General features: G+C 62.8%; 13 protein-coding genes and 1 riboswitch. Of the genes, 11 read left to right on the forward strand and 2 right to left on the reverse strand.

Features of this window, described 5'->3' with window-relative positions:
* The first annotated feature begins 1 nt into the window (after position 1).
* Positions 2-1390 carry a glutamine synthetase family protein gene (locus M3484_RS16625; RefSeq protein WP_092898960.1) on the forward strand — a complete coding sequence of 463 codons (1389 nt, stop codon included), beginning with the start codon at positions 2-4 and terminating at the stop codon, positions 1388-1390.
* 167 nt (positions 1391-1557) lie between these two features.
* Here the strand turns inward: M3484_RS16625 and M3484_RS16630 are convergent, their stop codons facing one another.
* Positions 1558-1881 carry a YnfA family protein gene (locus M3484_RS16630; RefSeq protein WP_249498308.1) on the reverse strand — a complete coding sequence of 108 codons (324 nt, stop codon included), beginning with the start codon at positions 1879-1881 and terminating at the stop codon, positions 1558-1560.
* Positions 1878-3542 carry an NAD+ synthase gene (locus M3484_RS16635; protein ID WP_092901907.1) on the reverse strand — a complete coding sequence of 555 codons (1665 nt, stop codon included), beginning with the start codon at positions 3540-3542 and terminating at the stop codon, positions 1878-1880. Before M3484_RS16635 ends, M3484_RS16630 begins: the two co-directional genes overlap by 4 nt.
* Before the next feature lie 151 nt (positions 3543-3693).
* Here M3484_RS16635 and M3484_RS16640 point away from each other — a divergent pair, with 151 nt between their 5' ends.
* The 10 genes from M3484_RS16640 (at position 3694) to M3484_RS16685 (ending at position 17222) form a co-directional block, all read left to right on the forward strand.
* A complete protein-coding gene (locus M3484_RS16640) occupies positions 3694-5133 on the forward strand; it encodes a hypothetical protein (RefSeq protein WP_249498310.1) in 1440 nt (479 codons plus the stop codon).
* 434 nt (positions 5134-5567) lie between these two features.
* A complete protein-coding gene (locus M3484_RS16645; protein ID WP_092898966.1) occupies positions 5568-7157 on the forward strand; it encodes a 2-isopropylmalate synthase in 1590 nt (529 codons plus the stop codon).
* A 432-nt stretch (positions 7158-7589) separates the two neighbouring features.
* Positions 7590-8627, forward strand: coding sequence for a rod shape-determining protein (locus tag M3484_RS16650; RefSeq protein WP_092898968.1), 1038 nt, complete (start codon positions 7590-7592; stop codon positions 8625-8627).
* A gap of 83 nt (positions 8628-8710) precedes the next feature.
* Positions 8711-9709: a rod shape-determining protein MreC gene (gene mreC / locus M3484_RS16655; RefSeq protein ID WP_249498313.1), complete on the forward strand. Its 999-nt coding sequence runs from the start codon at positions 8711-8713 to the stop codon at positions 9707-9709.
* Positions 9710-9717: 8 nt separating this feature from the next.
* Positions 9718-10245 carry a hypothetical protein gene (locus M3484_RS16660; RefSeq protein ID WP_249498315.1) on the forward strand — a complete coding sequence of 176 codons (528 nt, stop codon included), beginning with the start codon at positions 9718-9720 and terminating at the stop codon, positions 10243-10245.
* 12 nt (positions 10246-10257) lie between these two features.
* A complete protein-coding gene (gene mrdA, locus M3484_RS16665; protein WP_249498318.1) occupies positions 10258-12204 on the forward strand; it encodes a penicillin-binding protein 2 in 1947 nt (648 codons plus the stop codon).
* 4 nt (positions 12205-12208) lie between these two features.
* Positions 12209-13348, forward strand: a complete 1140-nt coding sequence (rodA, locus tag M3484_RS16670; RefSeq protein WP_092898976.1) for a rod shape-determining protein RodA — start codon at positions 12209-12211, stop codon at positions 13346-13348.
* A gap of 142 nt (positions 13349-13490) precedes the next feature.
* Positions 13491-14417: a 2-hydroxyacid dehydrogenase gene (locus M3484_RS16675; protein ID WP_249498320.1), complete on the forward strand. Its 927-nt coding sequence runs from the start codon at positions 13491-13493 to the stop codon at positions 14415-14417.
* A 56-nt stretch (positions 14418-14473) separates the two neighbouring features.
* Positions 14474-14887: a CopD family protein gene (locus M3484_RS16680; RefSeq protein ID WP_092898980.1), complete on the forward strand. Its 414-nt coding sequence runs from the start codon at positions 14474-14476 to the stop codon at positions 14885-14887.
* A gap of 780 nt (positions 14888-15667) precedes the next feature.
* A riboswitch (cobalamin riboswitch) is annotated at positions 15668-15879 on the forward strand.
* A 104-nt stretch (positions 15880-15983) separates the two neighbouring features.
* Positions 15984-17222 (forward strand): aromatic ring-hydroxylating oxygenase subunit alpha, encoded by a 1239-nt coding sequence (locus M3484_RS16685; RefSeq protein ID WP_249498322.1) that lies wholly within the window; start codon positions 15984-15986, stop codon positions 17220-17222.
* Positions 17223-17229: the final 7 nt, after the last annotated feature.

A 17229-nucleotide genomic window follows, 5' to 3' on the forward strand; every position in this document is an offset into this window, starting at 1 on the left:
GATGACCGAGACCAGCCCCTCCGGCTCCACCCTGGCCGAGGCCGAAACCTTCCTCGCCGCCCATCCCGAAATCGAGGCCTTTGACATCATCCTGCATGACGCCAACGGCATCGGGCGGGGCAAGATCATCCGGCGACACGAGCTGGAGGGTCTGTACAAATCCGGCCGCCATCTGCCGATCTCGATCCTCGGCCTCGATATCTGCGGCGAGGATGTGCATGAGACCGGGCTGATCTGGGATCAGGGCGATGGCGATCTGCGCGCCTGGCCGATCCCCGGCACGCTGGTGGCCCTGCACGGGACCACCCCGCCCCGCGGTGAGGTCTTCATGTCGATGTATACGCTGGACGGCGCGCCGATGACCTCCGACCCGCGCCATGCGCTGGCAGCCCAGGTCGGGGCGCTTGCCGCAGAGGGTCTTTACCCCGCCGGAGCCTTCGAGCTGGAATTCTTCCTGCTCGAGAACACGCGCGACCAATATGGCAAGATGCAGCCCGCCCGCGATGTGCTGGACGGTCGCGCATCGCGGAAGACCGAGGTCTATTCCGTCGACCACCTCCATGGTATGCTGCCTCTGTTTTCCGATATTTACGCAGGCGCGAAGGCGGCAGGGATCAATGCCGAGACGATGATCTCGGAATATGCGCCCGGCCAATATGAGCTGACGCTGCATTACCGCGAGAATGTCATGCAGGCGGCCGATGACGTGGTGCGGCTGAAGCGGATCGTGCGCGCCCAGGCCCGCGCCCATGGCGTGACCGCCTGCTTCATGGCCAAACCGAACGAGAATTACGCCGGGTCGGGGATGCATTTCCACGTCTCGATGCAGGACGCCTCGGGCAAGAACATCTTCCGCGAAGAGGTCGAGGGCCAGTGGAATGAGGCCATCCGCCACGCGCTTGGCGGGCTGAAAGAAACGATGGCGGAATCGATGCTGGTCTTCGCGCCGCATGCCAATTCCTGGCGCCGCTTTGCCTCGCAATCCTACGCGCCGGTCTCGCCGACCTGGGGAGTGAACAACCGTTCGGTCGCGCTCCGGATCCCGGCAGGTGACATCCGTGCGCGCCGGATCGAGCATCGCCCCTCGGGCGTTGACGCGAGCCCCTATCTGGTGGGCGCCACCGTGCTGGCGGGGATCCGGCACGGGATGAAAAACCAGATCGACCCAGGCCCGGAAACCACCGGAAATGGCTATGAGGAGGCCGGCACCAGCGCGATCCCCTCTGACTGGAAATCAGCGATTGATGCGGCGAAGCAGTCGGACTTCCTGAAAGAGGCACTCGGGGAAGACATGCACCGCACCTTTACCGCGATCAAGGCGGCGGAATATGGCCGGGTGATGCGGACGGTCTCCGAAGTCGATTTCGATCTCTATCTGCATACGGTGTGACGGCCGCAGCCGGGCAAGGGGGCGCTGCCCCCGTCCCGTTCCAGGACTCCCCCGGGATATTTAGAGACAGATGAAATCAGCCGAGGTTTTCATCTGTCCTTAAATATCCCCGCCGGAGGCTTCCGCCATCAGCCAGAGACGCAGTGGCGGAACAGGGGAGTTGGTCCTCAGACCGGCCGCGCGCCCCAGAGGATGACTGCGGCGCCGGCCAAAGCAAGGGCGGCTCCAATCATGTCGGTCGCGCGTGGCGCCTCGCCCTCGGCGAACCAGAGCCAGGCGAGCGAGGCACAGATATAGATGCCGCCATAGGCTGCGTAAGAGCGGCCCGCATGTTCGGGCGGTGTCAGGGCCAGAAACCAGGCGAAACCAATCAGCGCCAGCGTGCCGGGGATCAGCCAGAGCGCTGCCGCGCCCTGTTTCCACCAGGCCCAGAAGGCAAAGCAGCCGGCGATTTCAGCGATTGCGGCTCCGATATAAAGCGCGCCCGTCATGCGCCGGAGCTGTCGCGCCAGCGGTTCACCATCGGATAGCGGCGGTCGAGCCAGAAGGCTTTCTGGGTCAGCCGCACGCCGGGCGCTGCCTGGAACCGCTTCCACTCAGAGATGCAGACGAGGTGTTCGACCCGCTTCACCGTCTCGCGTGCGAAGCCTTTCGCGACCAGATCTGCGACCGAAAGGTCATTCTCGATCAGCCCTTCAAGAATTGCGTCCAGCACCTCATAGGGCGGCAGGCTGTCATCATCGCGCTGATCGGGGCGCAGCTCGGCGGATGGCGGTTTCGTGATCACACGTTCCGGCATGACCGGGCCGGACGGGCCTTTCATCCAGGGCCGGTGGTTCTCGTTCCTCCACCGCGCCGTCAGGAAGACCCGCGTCTTATACATGTCCTTGATCGGGTTATAGCCGCCATTCATATCGCCATAGATGGTGCAATAGCCGACCGCGACTTCGGATTTATTCCCTGTGGTCAGCAGCATCGCGCCGAATTTGTTCGATATTCCCATCAGCATCAGCCCGCGCAGGCGGGACTGGATGTTTTCCTCGGTCACGTCCGGCCCGGTGCCTGCAAAGACATGCGCCAATGCCTCTCCCACCGCCCCGCGCGCGCCCACGATGGACACGGTGTCGAGTTTCGCCCCCAAAAGCCGCGCGACCTCAGCCGCGTCTTCCAGCGAATGCGCGCTGGTATATTCCGAAGGCAGCATCACGCAATGCACGTTTGCAGGTCCGAGCGCATCGGCGGCAATCGCCGCGACAATTGCGGAATCGATACCACCCGACAGGCCCAGCACCGCTTTGGAAAAGCCGGATTTGCGCATGTAATCGCCAAGACCCATGACGCAGGCGCGGTAATCGGCCTCACCGATCGGGGGAATGCTGGCGATCTCGCCCGGATCGGCCTCCCAGCCTTCCGCGCCACGGCGGAAGGTCACCAGCGTGCTGACCTCGTCGAATTGCGGCATCTGCACCGCGAGCCGCCCGCCCCGGTTGAGAACCATCGACGAGCCGTCAAACACCTGATCATCCTGGCCGCCGACCATATTCAGATAGATCAGTGGCAGCCCGGTCTCGACCACGCGCTCGACCATGAGATTGAGCCGCAGATTGGGCTTGCCGCGATGATAGGGCGAGCCATTCGGGATCAGAAGGATCTCGGCCCCGGTCTCGGCCAGCGTCTCGGCGACATCGGGGTGCCAGGCATCTTCGCAGATCGGCGTACCGATACGGACGCCTTTCACCACATAGGGGCCGGTGACATCGGCGGCGGAAAACAGCCGCTTCTCATCGAAAACCGCGTCATTCGGCAGATGGTGCTTGAGCACCCGGGCAGAGATTTTACCGCCTTCAAGGATGTAATAGCCGTTGAAAAGCTGACCATTCGCCAGAACCGGCCCGCCTATCCCAAGCGCGGGGCCGTCGGCGCAGTCGCCTGCCAGCGCCTCGATGGCGCGGATGGCGTCCTGGTGAAAGGCTGGCTTCAGGATCAGATCCTGGGTCTGATAGCCAGTGATGAACATTTCGGTCAGCGCAACCAGATCGGCGCCGGCGGCCTTGCCCTCCTCCCAGAAAGCGCGGGCCTTTGCGGCATTGCCGGCGATATCGCCCAAGACCGGATTGGCCTGCACCAGGAGGAACCGGAATGTATCGGTCATCATCATGTCCTTATCGCGCCTCTCGCCCCACCGCTTCTAGCAGATCGGGGCGGGCAGGAAAGCCTCACGCAGATGCGCGGCCTGATGTCTGGACATGGGCGGCTTCCCCTGCTTAGGCTGCGGGCGCAAACGACACCGGAGACAACCTGCAATGCGCAAATTCACGGCATCCCTTTACGCCGCCACACTTGCCGCGCCGCTCGCCACCTGTCTGGCCCTGTCCTCCGGCCCTGCCCTCGCCCAGTCTGATGGCGAGGTCATTACCAAGCAATATGACAACGGATCGGTTTATGAAGGCACCTTCAGAAACGGCCGTCAGCATGGCAAGGGAACCTACCGCCTCCCCAACGGATATGAATATTCCGGCGACTGGGTCGATGGCGAGATCAGGGGCCAGGGCCGGGCACGCTATCCGAACGGATCGGTCTATGAGGGCGCCTTTGAGAAAGGCCAGCCTCAGGGACGCGGCAAGATCACCTTTGCCGATGGCGGCACCTATGACGGTGACTGGATCGAAGGCAAGATGACCGGCGAGGGCACGGCCACATATCCCAATAACGCGACCTATACCGGGGCCTTCCTGAACGGGCAGCGAAACGGCAAGGGTATTTTGCAAAATGAGGGCGGCTACCGCTATGAGGGCGACTGGGTGAATGGCGTCAAGGAGGGGAGCGGCAAGCTCACCTATTCCGACGGCACCGTTTACGAGGGCGCGATGCGGGCGGATGAGCGCTCGGGCCTTGGCACGCTGACCATGCCGAACGGGCTGGTCTATGCCGGTGGCTGGGCGCAGGGCCAGATCAATGGCGAAGGCAAGCTGACCCAGCCCAATGGCGATATCTATGAGGGCGCTTTCGTCAACGGCAAACGCGAAGGAAAAGGCATAGCCAGCCATAAGGCAGGCGATGTCTATGAGGGCGATTTCAAAGCTGACAAGCGCGATGGCCAGGGCAAATTCTCGACGCCTGACGGCTTCCGCTATGAGGGATCCTGGGTCGCCGGCAAGATGGAGGGGACCGGCTCGGTCACCTATCCCGATGGCTCGGTCTATGTCGGCGCAATGAAGGCGGATCAGTCGCATGGTGAAGGCGCGATCACCTATCCCGACAAGTCCACCTATCAGGGCGACTGGGTGAATGGGGTGATCGCGGGCAAGGGCCGCGCGGCTTACGCCAATGGCCAGGTCTATGAAGGCAATTTCGTCAAAGCCCGCCCCGATGGCCAGGGCGTGATGACCCGCCCCGATGGCTACCGCTATGAAGGATCGTGGAAAGCGGGCCTGCGCGATGGAAATGGCATCGCAACCTTTGCCAATGGCACCGTCTACAAGGGTGACTTCAAAGCCGATAAGCGCGATGGCAAGGGCGAGCTCACAACAACCGAGGGCTACCGCTATACCGGTGACTGGGTGAACAACCAGAGCGAAGGCGAGGGTGTCGCCACCTATGCCACGGGCGATGTCTATGAGGGTGCCTTCAAAGCCGATAAGCGGCATGGACAGGGTAAGATGACCTATAAAACCGGCCAGATCGCGGAAGGCATCTGGCAGGATGGCATCCTGACAGATCCTGCACCTGCCGCCGCGCCCTGAACTGGGCCGGGCAGAGGGGGCGCTGCCCCCTCGCCGCTGCGCGGCTCACCCCCGGGATATTTAGAGACAGATGAAATCAGCTAAGGTATTTCATCTGTCCTTAAATATCCCCGCCGGAGGCTTCCGCAATCAGCCAGAAACCCGACGAAAAATTGAGGCGCGGGTCAGAAAAATGCGCTCTGGCCCTTTTCAGGACGCGTATCTTGCGTATAGTCCCGAACCATGAACACGGGATCGCATCAGATACTCCTGCCGCAGCCGGGCTCCTGCCCGCTCCTGCCGCATGGAAAAGCCCCCGGTCTCCTTCTTCTCAGCCTCGTCTGAGCGGGCCTCCGGGCGCGACCGCTCGGATGTGACCAAGCGCCCGGCCTGAGAACCGGCCCGATCCTGTATTTCGGGCCATGGCTGAGACGACAAGACCAAGGACTACCCCCATGGCACAGACTGCTGACACATCCGCCCAACAACCCCGCGTCATGATTTTCGACACCACGTTGCGGGATGGCGAGCAATCGCCCGGCGCCACCATGACCCATGCCGAAAAGCTGGAGATTGCGACCCTGCTCGACGAGATGGGCGTCGATATCATCGAGGCGGGTTTCCCGATCGCCTCGGAGGGCGATTTCGCCGCGGTTTCCGAGATCGCGAAAAACGCGAAGACCTCGACCATCTGTGGCCTCGCCCGCGCCAATTTCAAAGATATCGACCGCGCCTGGGAAGCGGTGAAACACGCGAAATCGCCGCGCATTCACACCTTTATCGGCACCTCACCGCTGCACCGCGCCATTCCCAATCTGGATATGGACCAGATGGCCGAGCGCATTCACCAGACCGTGACCCATGCGCGCAATCTGTGTGACAATATCCAGTGGTCACCGATGGATGCGACCCGGACCGAGGCGGATTATCTCTGCCGCGTGGTCGAAATCGCGATCAAAGCCGGGGCCACCACGATCAATATTCCCGACACCGTCGGCTATACCTATCCGATGGAATCGGCCAAGATCATCCGGATGCTGCTGGAACGTGTGCCCGGCGCCGATGAGATCATTTTCGCGACCCATTGCCATAATGATCTGGGCATGGCGACCGCGAACTCTCTCGCCGCAGTCGAGGCCGGCGCGCGCCAGATCGAATGCACGATCAATGGCCTGGGCGAGCGTGCCGGCAATACTGCGCTGGAAGAGGTTGTGATGGCGCTCCGGGTCAGGAACGACATCCTGCCCTACCGGACCGCGATCGACACCACGAAGATCATGCATCTGTCGCGCCGCGTCGCCACAGTTTCGGGCTTTGTGGTGCAGCCGAACAAGGCCATCGTCGGCAAAAACGCCTTCCTGCATGAAAGCGGCATCCACCAGGACGGCGTGCTGAAAAACGTCGAGACCTTCGAGATCATGCGCCCCGAGGATATCGGGCTGAATGCCAAGAACATCGTCATGGGCAAGCATTCGGGCCGCGCCGCTTTGCGCTCGAAACTCGCGGAGCTGGGCTATGATCTGGCCGACAACCAGCTGAATGATGTCTTTGTGCGGTTCAAGGCGCTGGCCGACCGCAAGAAAGAGGTCTTTGACGAGGATATCCTGGCCCTGGTCGCCGATGAGCAGACCCTGGACGCGCATGATACGCTGGTTCTGAAGAAGCTGCGGGTGGTCTGCGGTACCGACGGGCCGCAAGAGGCGGATATGGTGCTCTCGGTCGATGGGGTGGATCACCATGTTGATGCGACCGGCGATGGCCCGGTCGATGCGGCCTTTAACTGTGTGAAACAGCTCTTCCCGCATAAGGCGCGGCTGCAGGTCTATCAGGTGGCGGCGGTGACGGCGGGCACCGATGCCCAGGCCACGGTTTCGGTCAGGCTGGAAGAAGACGGTCGCATCGTCACCGGCATGTCGGCCGATACCGACACCATCGTCGCCAGCGTGAAGGCCTATATCAATGCGCTGAACCGTCTGATCGTGCGCCGCACCAAATCGGCGCCGAATGACGATCTGAAATCGGTCTCCTACAGCGACGCGCCGTAACGGTTCCGGACCGGACAGGGGCAGGACAAGGTGGCACATCCCGCCTTGCCCGGCCCTCTTCCCCTGCCTCATCCGTATGCCCGCTGCCCGATTCCCGAAAGCGGCTTCCGGGCACCATTGCCGATGGCTGCCGTAACTGCGCGCCCGGCCCTTTAGCCGGAGTCGGGGTGCGTCTCTGGCCGAATGTCGTAAAATGTAAAATTTACTGGCAGAATTTGCCCGTTTTGACGCATAGAATATCGCAAAACTGCAAGCCGGTTTTATGCACGCAGATGTGTGCCGGAACCGTCCCCACGGGCTTTCACAAAACTCTGTGTCTCTTTATATGTAGGCGCCCGCCGGAGTTCTCTGAGTCGCGGGTGCAACAGGTCGTTTTCCCGCCATCTGCCCGGCGCGGGACGCGATCCACAGGACACGAAGGACGCTGCCCGCATGGCGCTTATCCCCGGAATCTTCTCGTCGGACATGGCGATCGACCTCGGCACGGCGAACACGCTTGTCTATATCCGTGGCAAGGGCATCGTCCTGAACGAGCCATCAGTAGTGGCCTATCACACCAAGGACGGCAAAAAGCAGGTCCTCGCGGTCGGCGAAGATGCGAAACTGATGCTGGGCCGGACGCCAGGCTCCATCGAGGCGATCCGCCCGATGCGCGACGGCGTTATCGCCGATTTCGAAGCCGCCGAAGAGATGATCAAGCATTTCATCCGCAAAGTCATTCGTCGTGGCACCTGGACCCGGCTGAAAATCATCGTCTGTGTGCCGCATGGCGCGACCCCCGTGGAAAAGCGCGCCATCCGCCAGTCGGTGATCTCGGCAGGTGCGAAACGCGCGGGGCTCTTGTCGGAGCCGATTGCCGCGGCCATCGGCGCCGGCATGCCGATCACCGAACCCACCGGCAATATGGTGGTCGATATCGGCGGCGGCACCACCGAGGTCGCGGTGCTTTCGCTGGGCGATATCGTCTATGCGCGTTCGGTCCGTGTCGGCGGTGATCGCATGGATGATGCCATCGTCTCTTACCTGCGCCGCCACCAGAATCTGCTGATCGGCGATTCGACGGCCGAGCGTATCAAGACGTCGATCGGCACGGCCCGGATGCCCGATGACGGGCGCGGCGCGGTCATGCAGATCCGGGGCCGTGACCTCCTGAACGGCGTGCCGAAGGAAACCGAGATCAGCCAGGCTCAGGTCGCCGAGGCGCTGGCCGAACCGGTGCAGCAGATCTGTGACGCGGTGATGCAGGCGCTGGAGGCAACGCCGCCGGACCTGGCCGCTGATATCGTTGACCGTGGCGTCATGCTGACCGGCGGCGGCGCGCTTCTGGGAGATCTGGATCTGGCGCTGCGCGAACAGACCGGTCTGTCGATCTCGGTCGCGAATGAATCGCTGAATTGTGTTGCTCTCGGCACCGGCAAAGCGCTGGAATATGAAAAGCAACTCCGGCATGTGATCGAATACGATATCTGAGCCGGCCCAGTTGAATCAGCCCGGGGTCATCCAGGCCCCGTTTCCACTGGCAAACCCATTTCAAGCACCACCGGGGCGCGCGCGTGTCGAGAAGCCGTAGCGGATCAGAAGAGTTTTCCCGCCCCGTGCGGCGGCTGCTGGTCGGGCTGCTGGTGGCGGCACTTCTGGGGATCTTTATCCTCTGGCGGATCGACAGCCCGAGGGTAGAGCGCTTCCGCGCGGCGCTGGTCGATGCGGTGATCCCCAATATGGAATGGGCACTGGTGCCGGTGACACGCGCCATGACCATGATCGAGGACTTTCAGTCCTATACCCGCATCTATGAACAAAACCAGGAGCTTAAGCGCGAATTGCAGCAGATGAAGGCGTGGAAAGAGGCCGCCCTTCAGCTGGAGCAGAAGAATGCGCGGCTTCTGGATCTGAACCATGTGCGGCTCGACCCGAAACTCACCCATGTGACCGGTGTGGTGCTGGCAGACAGTGGCAGCCCGTTTCGCCAGTCGGTGTTGCTGAATGTCGGCGAGCGCGATGGCATCCGCGACGGCTGGGCCACGATGGATGGCATCGGCCTGGTTGGCCGCATCTCGGGCGTTGGCGCCCGCACGAGCCGGGTGATCCTGATCACCGACACCTCAAGCCGCATTCCGGTGACCATTCAGCCTTCGGGACAAAAGGCGCTTTTGTCGGGCGATAACAGCCCCCTGCCGCTTCTCGATTTCATCGAGACCACCGATGAGGTTCGTCCGGGCGACCGGGTCGTGACCTCCGGGGATGGTGGTGTCTTTCCCGCCGGCCTGCTGGTCGGCCAGGTGGCGATGGGCTCGGACCGCCGGCTGCGGGTGGTGCTCGCCGCCGATTACCAGCGTCTTGAATTCCTGCGCGTGCTTCGCAGCCATGAACTGGAGCCGATCCTTGATCCGGGCCAGCTGATAGCGCCGCCGCTGCCCTCTGTCCCCGTGGCCACGGTTGATGGCGAACGCGAGGCCGCCGCCCAGCCCGCCACGGGCACAGGTGAAATCGGCGAAACCGGATCCGGCTATGCCGAGGGCGGCGATGCAGCTGTCCGGGGGGCTGCCGAATGATCGGCCGGATGCAGATGGATCCCTGGGGATACCGGCTGCTTTTCCTGGCGCTGGCGGGGCTGTTTCTCTTTGTGCGGCTTTTGCCGCTCAGCACAGCAGTGGGCCGGTTTCCCGGGCCGGATCTGCTGTTATGCCTGATCATTGCCTGGATGATGCGCCGTCCCGATTTCCTGCCGGTCTGGCTGATCGCGCCGGTCCTGCTGATCGAGGATCTGTTGCTGCTGCGCCCGCCGGGGCTGTGGACGGCGCTGGTCGTGCTCGCGTCCGAATTCCTGCGCGGCCGCCATGCGCTGACGCGTGAGATGAATTTCGCCGTCGAATGGCTGCTGGCCTCGGGGCTGATGATCGCGATGTTGCTGGCGCAGCGGCTGGCGCTTACGCTGACCCTTGTTGATCTGCCGCCTTTCGGATTCGCCGTGGTCCAGGTGCTGTGGTCGATCCTCGCCTATCCGCTGGTGGTGGGCCTGTCGCGCCTGGCTTTTGATCTGAGAAAACCCGCCACCGGTGAGGTGGATGATTTCGGCAGACGCTTGTGAACGGGTGACCTGATGAGACGCACGCAAAAAGACGCGGAAGACAGCGCCCGCAGCATCACGCGGCGGGGCCTTTTGCTGGGCGGCGGCATGACGGCGATGGTGGCGGCGCTTGGCGTGCGGATGCGCTATCTCCAGGTCGACCAGGCCGAGGAATTCAAGCTTCTGGCCGAAGAAAACCGCATCTCGATCGAACTGATCCCACCGGGCCGCGGCCTGATCCAGGACCGCAATGGCAAGCTGATCGCCGGGAATGAACAGAATTACCGCGTGGTGATCACCCGCGAGGATGCGGGCGATGTGGATCGGGTGATGCACCGCCTTGCCGGGCTGATCCCCATGACCTCAGAAGAGCTGGACCAGACGCTGGCCGATGTGAAGAAGAACGCGGCGCATGTGAAGGTCGTGGTTAAAGACCGGCTCGACTGGGATGATTTCTCGAAGGTTGCGATCAATGCGCCGGCGCTGCCGGGGGTGATCCCCGAGGTCGGCCTGTCGCGGATCTATCCGCGCGGCTATGATTTCGCCCATGTCGTCGGCTATGTCGGCGCGGTGTCGCAAAAGGATCTCGACGAGCAGGAGGATCCCGACCCGATCCTCAGACTGCCGAAGTTCCAGATCGGCAAGATCGGGACCGAGCGCTGGATGGAGAAAGTTCTGCGCGGTCGTGCCGGCACCCGCCAGGTGGAAAAGAACGCCTTTGGCCGGGTGATGCGCGAACTTGGCCGCGAGGAAGGTGTCGCCGGCGGCGATATCCGCCTGACCATCGACGCCGATCTGCAGAATTTCGCCCAGGCCCGCCTCGGCAGTGAAAGCGCCGCCGTGGTGGTGATGGATGTCCGGAACGGTGATCTCTTGTGCTGTGCCTCGGCGCCCTCGTTCAACCCGAACCTTTTTGTGCGCGGCATCAGCCATACCGATTATGCCAGCCTGACCGAAAACGACCACCGGCCATTGGCGAATAAGGCGGTCTCGGGCGCCTATCCACCCGGATCGACCTTCAAGATGGTCACCGCGCTGGCGGCGCTTGATTCAGGTGCGATTGAGCTGGGCCATAAGGTGCGCTGCCCGGGTTATCTGGAATTCGGCGGCCGCCGTTTCCACTGCTGGAGCCGGGGCGGCCATGGCACCCTGTCTCTGACCCAGAGCCTGCAGAAAAGCTGCGACGTCTATTACTACGACATCGCGCAAAAGGTCGGCATCGATAAGATGGCCGAAATGGGTCGCCGTCTCGGGCTTGGCAACCGCCATGATCTGCCGATGTCGGCGATTGTGCCGGGCACCATGCCCGACCGCGCCTGGAAACAGGAAAGCTACGGCCAGGACTGGCGGATCGGCGACACGATCAACGCTTCGATCGGTCAGGGCTATGTGCTGGCCTCGCCTTTGCAACTGGCGGTGATGACGGCGCGGATCGCCTCGGGCCGCGCGGTAGAGCCGCGACTCGTGCGAATGATCGACGGGAAGGAGATTGCCGCGCCTGAACCGGCCTCGCTCGGGATTGAAGAACGCCACCTTGCGGCGATGCGCCAGGGGATGTGGGATGTGGTCAACAGCCAGGCGGGCACCGCACGCTCGGCCCGGATCGTCGATCCGACCATGATCCTTGCCGGCAAAACCGGCACCAGCCAGGTCCGGAACATCAGCGCGGCCGAGCGCAGCCAGGGTGTGATCCGCAACGAACAACTGCCCTGGCGGCGGCGCGACCATGCGCTTTACGTGGGCTATGCGCCCTATGACAATCCGCGCTATGCGGTGGCGGTGATCATCGAGCATGGCGGCGGTGGCTCGACCGTCGCGGCGCCGGTTGCGCGCGATGTGATCCTTGCGGCCCTTGCAGGAGGCCGCCCTCCCCTCGCCGCCTACCCTTCCGACCAGCGCGGCCGGATCGAATCGATGCTGAAAGACCTGCCGCTGCGCGACCCCGAGACCGGCGCCCTCACCACTTCCGATCAGGCCTGAGCCAATGGCATTTTTCGAGAACCGCCTGAAACAGGCTCCGACCGGCATCCGCAAGGTGCTTTACCTGAACTGGCAGGTGATCGTGCTGGTCTCGGCGGTCTCGGCGGTGGGTATCCTCATGCTCTGGTCGGTGGCGGGCGGGGATTTCAATCTCTGGGCCCGGCGCCAGGCCCAGGTGTTCGCCGTGGGCATGGTATTGATGTTCATGGTGGCCATGGTGCCGGTCTGGTTCTGGCGCTCGATGGCGGGGATCGCCTATCTGACCTCTTTCGTGCTTTTGATCATCGTCGATCTTTACGGCGTGATCGGGATGGGTGCGCAACGCTGGATCGATATCGGGCCGTTGCGGCTCCAGCCCTCCGAGATGATGAAGTTCAGCCTCGTTCTGATGCTGGCGGCCTATTATGACTGGCTTGATATCCGCAAAGTGTCCCGGCCGCTCTGGGTGCTGTTCCCGGTGCTGCTGACCTGCGCGCCGACGGTGCTGGTGCTGATGCAGCCAAACCTTGGCACCTCGCTGATGCTTCTGATGGCGGGGGCGGCGGTGATGTTCGCGGCAGGTGTCAGCTACTGGTATTTCGCCGCCGTGATCGCGATGGTCGTCGGCGCGGTGGCCGCGATCTTCCAGAGCCGCGGCACCGACTGGCAACTCCTGCATGATTATCAGTTCCGCCGGATCGACACTTTCCTCGACCCTTCCGCCGATCCGCTGGGGGCCGGCTATAATATCATGCAGGCCAAGATCTCGCTGGGCTCCGGTGGCTGGTCGGGCAAAGGGTTCATGCAGGGAACCCAGTCGCGGCTGAACTACCTGCCCGAAAAACAGACCGACTTCATCTTCGCGCCGCTGGCCGAAGAATTCGGCTTTGTCGGGGCCTTCTCGCTCCTGGTGCTTTATGCGCTGATCATCGGGTTCTGCATGATCTCGGCGCTGCAAAACCGCGACCGGTTCTCGTCCTTGCTGATCATCGGGGTCGCCGCCAACTTCTTCTTCTATATCGCGGTGAATCTGTCGATGGTGATGGGCATGGCGCCGGTGGTCGGCGTGCCGCTGCCGCTGATGTCCTATGGCGGCTCGGCCATGCTGGTGATCCTTGTGGGCTTTGGGTTGATGCAAAGCGCCCATGTCCACCGGCCGCGCTGAAGGGCAGCCAGACCTCAGGTATCCGGATCAGGGAGAAACGGGCTTTTCCCTGACTTGAATACGCGCCGCGCGGAACGCGCAAAGCGACCCGAAGGGGCACCCCCTCTGGACAAATCCCGCAGCGCGACGCAGGCTCGCGCCCATGACACAGATCTTCTTTTCCGCTCCCGGCTGGGATGAATATGAACCCTTCCTGCCCGCAGCACTTGAGGCGGCCGGTATCAGCGCCGATATCGTCACCGAGGCGCCCGACCCTGCAGCGATCGACTATATCCTTTATGCGCCCACCTCGCCTTTGCAGGATTTCGCGCCCTTCACCCGCGCGAAAGCGGTCATGTCGCTCTGGGCCGGGGTCGAGCGCATCGTGGGCAATCAAAGTCTCACACAGCCGCTGACCCGGATGGTCGATCCGGGCCTGACCGAGAGCATGGTGGAATATGTCACCGGCCATGTGTTGCGTCATCATCTCGGCATGGACCGACATATCGTCAATCCTGGCCATATCTGGGATCACGCCTGCCCGCCCATTGCCCGCCAGCGCCCGGTCACCTTCCTTGGCCTGGGCGAACTGGGCCTTGCATGTGCCCGCGCGCTTCAGGCACTGAATTTCCCGGTCAAAGGCTGGAGCCGCAGCCCGAAATCCATCCCGGGCCTCGCAACCTTTCATGGTGAGGCCGGCTTGCAGGAGGCGTTGCGCGATGCGCAGATCGTCATCACCCTGCTGCCCAACACGCCGGACACGCAGAATATCCTCAATGCAGACACGCTTGCGATGACGGCCCCGGGCGCCGTGGTGATCAATCCCGGCCGTGGCCCGCTGATTGACGATGCCGCGCTGATCGCGGCGCTTGATGGCGGCCAGATCTCGCATGCCACGCTGGATGTCTTCCGGATCGAACCCCTGCCGCAGGACCACCCGTTCTGGGCGCATCCAAAGGTCACCATCACCCCTCATGTCGCCGCCGATACGCGCGCGGTGACCGCCTCACAGGTGATTGCCGAAAACATCCGCCGCGCGAAAACGGGCGAGCCCCTCCTCCATCTGGTGGACCGAACCCGGGGCTACTGAGGCCCTGCGACAGTTTCTCCCTTGAACAAAGAGGGGGAAATCTGCCACCTGAGCCGATGGACTGGATCAAAATCATTCACATTCTGGCCGTGATGGGCTGGATGACCTCGATCTTCGCGGTGCCGCGCGCATTGATCTACTGGAAGCGCGAATGGGCCAGCCTTGGCGCTTTCGGACCGCTCGGGGATCTGACCCTGCGGCTCTACCGATTTTCGGCCGGGCTGATGGTGATCGCCATTGCGACCGGGCTCTGGCTGGCTTTCGGCTGGTGGGGGTTTGACCCCTGGCTGCATCTGAAGCTGAGCCTCGTCGCGCTTCTGGTGATCCATTACATCTGGACCGGCCGCATGGTCTGGCGGGCACGGCGCGGCGAATTCCGCGAGAGCGACCTGTTCCTGCGGATCTTCAACGAAATCAGCGTCTTTGCCGTAATCGCCATCCTCTGGGCCGTGGTGGTAAAGCCCTTCTGACCCAGGGCCCATTGGCCCATGTCACGCCGGCCAGGGGAAATGGCAGGGAACAGGACAGCCAGCGGATCCGCAACAGGCGGAAGTGGCCCCCTGAGACCCGGCAAACCCGTTCATAGGAAAGACCGGCCCCGCAAGGCAGGGAACCGTCGCTGCTTTCCGGCTCAACTGTCGGGTTTGACGGGTCAGAGGATGAATGGACAATATCGCACCACCGGCGGCCTCTGGCTGCGCGGATACCCTTGCCCCCGATGCCCCTGGTGGCGCCCTGCCCGATCCTGCCTTTGATCTCGGCGTCACCACGCAGTGACGGGCCAACGGCCCAGGCGCCTCGTCCATGCGCTGGCCGCCCAGGCGGGGGCGGCGGTCCATGTCGCGCTCCCCTGTCCGGGCCGCAGTCCTGCCCTTCGCGTCTGCTTTGCCTTTACAAACGTTCGGCTGTTTCCCGGTCTGACGGCGGCGCAAAACGTCGCGCTGGTGCTGCCCGGGCGCGCGCGACGCCACCCGACCGCCTGCAGCCGGGTCCGCCCGCCTCGGTGCCCGAAGAGAAAGGCAGAGGCCTCGTCACAGCACTGATCGCCGGGCAGCGCGCCAGGACCCGCTTTGCCCTGGTTGTGATCAGCCATGAGCGGAAGCACTTTTTGCCCTAGTTTCGCGCACAGTCCCGCCCTCAGCCGGGCGACGGAGCGCGGGCCGCAGCCTGAAACGCATCACATTCCGGGCCCCCGATCAATTTCGACATAATTTGCCGCAGACAGGACAGTTTTTCACATAGCGCCTGCTCTGATCGCCTCAGATCAGGGTGCCACCATATCGGGAGGTATGAAGGAGAATTGGGAAGCCGGGCCGATGCCGGCGCTGCCCCCGCAACGGGTGCGGCGCTTCGCTGCATGACGGGACCCACTGGCTGGAGGAGCAGCCGGGAAGGTGCCATTTCTGTTCGCGAAAGGGGACAGGCCTGATGTCCGGAAACCAGCCCTGAGGCGGAAATCAGCGTGGCTGCGGCGGGCAGTCAGGAGCGCTTTGGCAGGTCCGCACCGGACCGGAGCCCGGCGTCTCCGGTCACCCGGGGCAGCAAACAAACCAGCAGGAGGCCAGATTGGGCGCGCTTCACGACGATAGTTTTTCCACCCCGGACCAAAGGCCCGACGCCATTTCGCGGCTGATCGCGGATCACCGCCCGGGCCATGGCCTCGTGCGGGATTTCTACATGGATCCGGATGTCTTTGCCCGCGACATGGAGCGGGTGTTCCGCCGCCACTGGCACTGTCTGGCCCACGAAAGCGTAATCCCGAATCCCGGCGATTTCGAGCTGTTCCGCCTTGGCGATGAACAGGTCATCCTGACACGCGATATGCAGGGCGAGGTGCATGGGCTCCTGAATTCCTGCCGCCATCGCGGAGCCGAGGTCTGCACCAAAGACAAGGGCAATGCGAAGATGTTCGTCTGCCCCTATCACGCCTGGACCTATACGCTGGACGGCGCGTTGCGCGCGGCCCGGCTGATGCCGAAGGATTTCGACCGCGCCGCCCATGCGCTGAAAAAAGTACATGTGAAGGTGGTCGAGGGGCTGGTCTTCATCTCCTTCGCGAAAGACCCGCTGGATTTCACGCAAGTGGAGCAATCCCTGCACGCCAGTATCGGCCAATATGGCTGGGGCGCGGCAAAGGTCGCCCATCGCGAGACCTACCCGATTGCCGCGAACTGGAAGCTCGCGGTCGAGAATTATGTCGAATGCTATCACTGCGGCCCGGCGCATCCGGAATATTCACAGACCCATGCGCTGGAACAGCCGCCCGAAGTGATCGCCGGTCTCAATGCCGCGATGGAGGAAAAGAGCTGTGCACTCGGGCTCTCCGTACTGTCGGGCAATCACTGGCAGAATTCATCCCGGGGTGGCGAGGCGGTCGATGTCTTCCGCTATGCGCTTTACGAGGGCGCCTCGACCGGGTCCGAGGATGGCTCCCCCCTCGCACCTTTGATGGGGCGTTTCACCGATTATGATGGCGGCGTGACCTCGATCCATCTCGGCGGCACAACTTTCCTCGTCTGCTATCCCGATCACGGCATGATCTACCGCTTCATCCCCAAAACACATGACAGCTGCGAGATGGAGCTGATCTGGCTGGTGAAAGACGGCGCAGAGGAAGGCGTTGATTATGACCTGGACCGCCTCACCTGGCTGTGGAAAGTCACCACCGAGGAAGACAAGAAGATCATCGAACACACTGCGCGCGGCGTGAAATCGCATTATTTCGAGCCTGGTCCCATCGCACCGATGGAATATAACGAACTGCGCTATATCACCTGGTATCTCGACGAGATCAGCCGCGCCTGACACCAGA

It is taken from the genome of Pseudomonas sp. GX19020 (assembly GCF_023371075.1).
In the GTDB taxonomy this organism is placed as follows: domain Bacteria; phylum Pseudomonadota; class Alphaproteobacteria; order Rhodobacterales; family Rhodobacteraceae; genus Pseudogemmobacter.

Bases quoted from the DNA above. Each gene is read 5' to 3' on its own strand.
- M3484_RS16650 (WP_092898968.1), top strand. From the start codon at position 7,590: ATGGCGCTTATCCCCGGAATCTTCTCGTCGGACATGGCGATCGACCTC.
- M3484_RS16625 (WP_092898960.1), top strand. From the start codon at position 2: ATGACCGAGACCAGCCCCTCCGGCTCCACCCTGGCCGAGGCCGAAACC.
- M3484_RS16675 (WP_249498320.1), top strand. From the start codon at position 13,491: ATGACACAGATCTTCTTTTCCGCTCCCGGCTGGGATGAATATGAACCC.
- rodA (WP_092898976.1), top strand. From the start codon at position 12,209: ATGGCATTTTTCGAGAACCGCCTGAAACAGGCTCCGACCGGCATCCGC.
- M3484_RS16640 (WP_249498310.1), top strand. From the start codon at position 3,694: ATGCGCAAATTCACGGCATCCCTTTACGCCGCCACACTTGCCGCGCCG.
- M3484_RS16645 (WP_092898966.1), top strand. From the start codon at position 5,568: ATGGCACAGACTGCTGACACATCCGCCCAACAACCCCGCGTCATGATT.
- M3484_RS16635 (WP_092901907.1), bottom strand. From the start codon at position 3,542: ATGACCGATACATTCCGGTTCCTCCTGGTGCAGGCCAATCCGGTCTTG.
- M3484_RS16680 (WP_092898980.1), top strand. From the start codon at position 14,474: ATGGACTGGATCAAAATCATTCACATTCTGGCCGTGATGGGCTGGATG.
- mrdA (WP_249498318.1), top strand. From the start codon at position 10,258: ATGAGACGCACGCAAAAAGACGCGGAAGACAGCGCCCGCAGCATCACG.
- M3484_RS16630 (WP_249498308.1), bottom strand. From the start codon at position 1,881: ATGACGGGCGCGCTTTATATCGGAGCCGCAATCGCTGAAATCGCCGGC.
- M3484_RS16660 (WP_249498315.1), top strand. From the start codon at position 9,718: ATGCAGATGGATCCCTGGGGATACCGGCTGCTTTTCCTGGCGCTGGCG.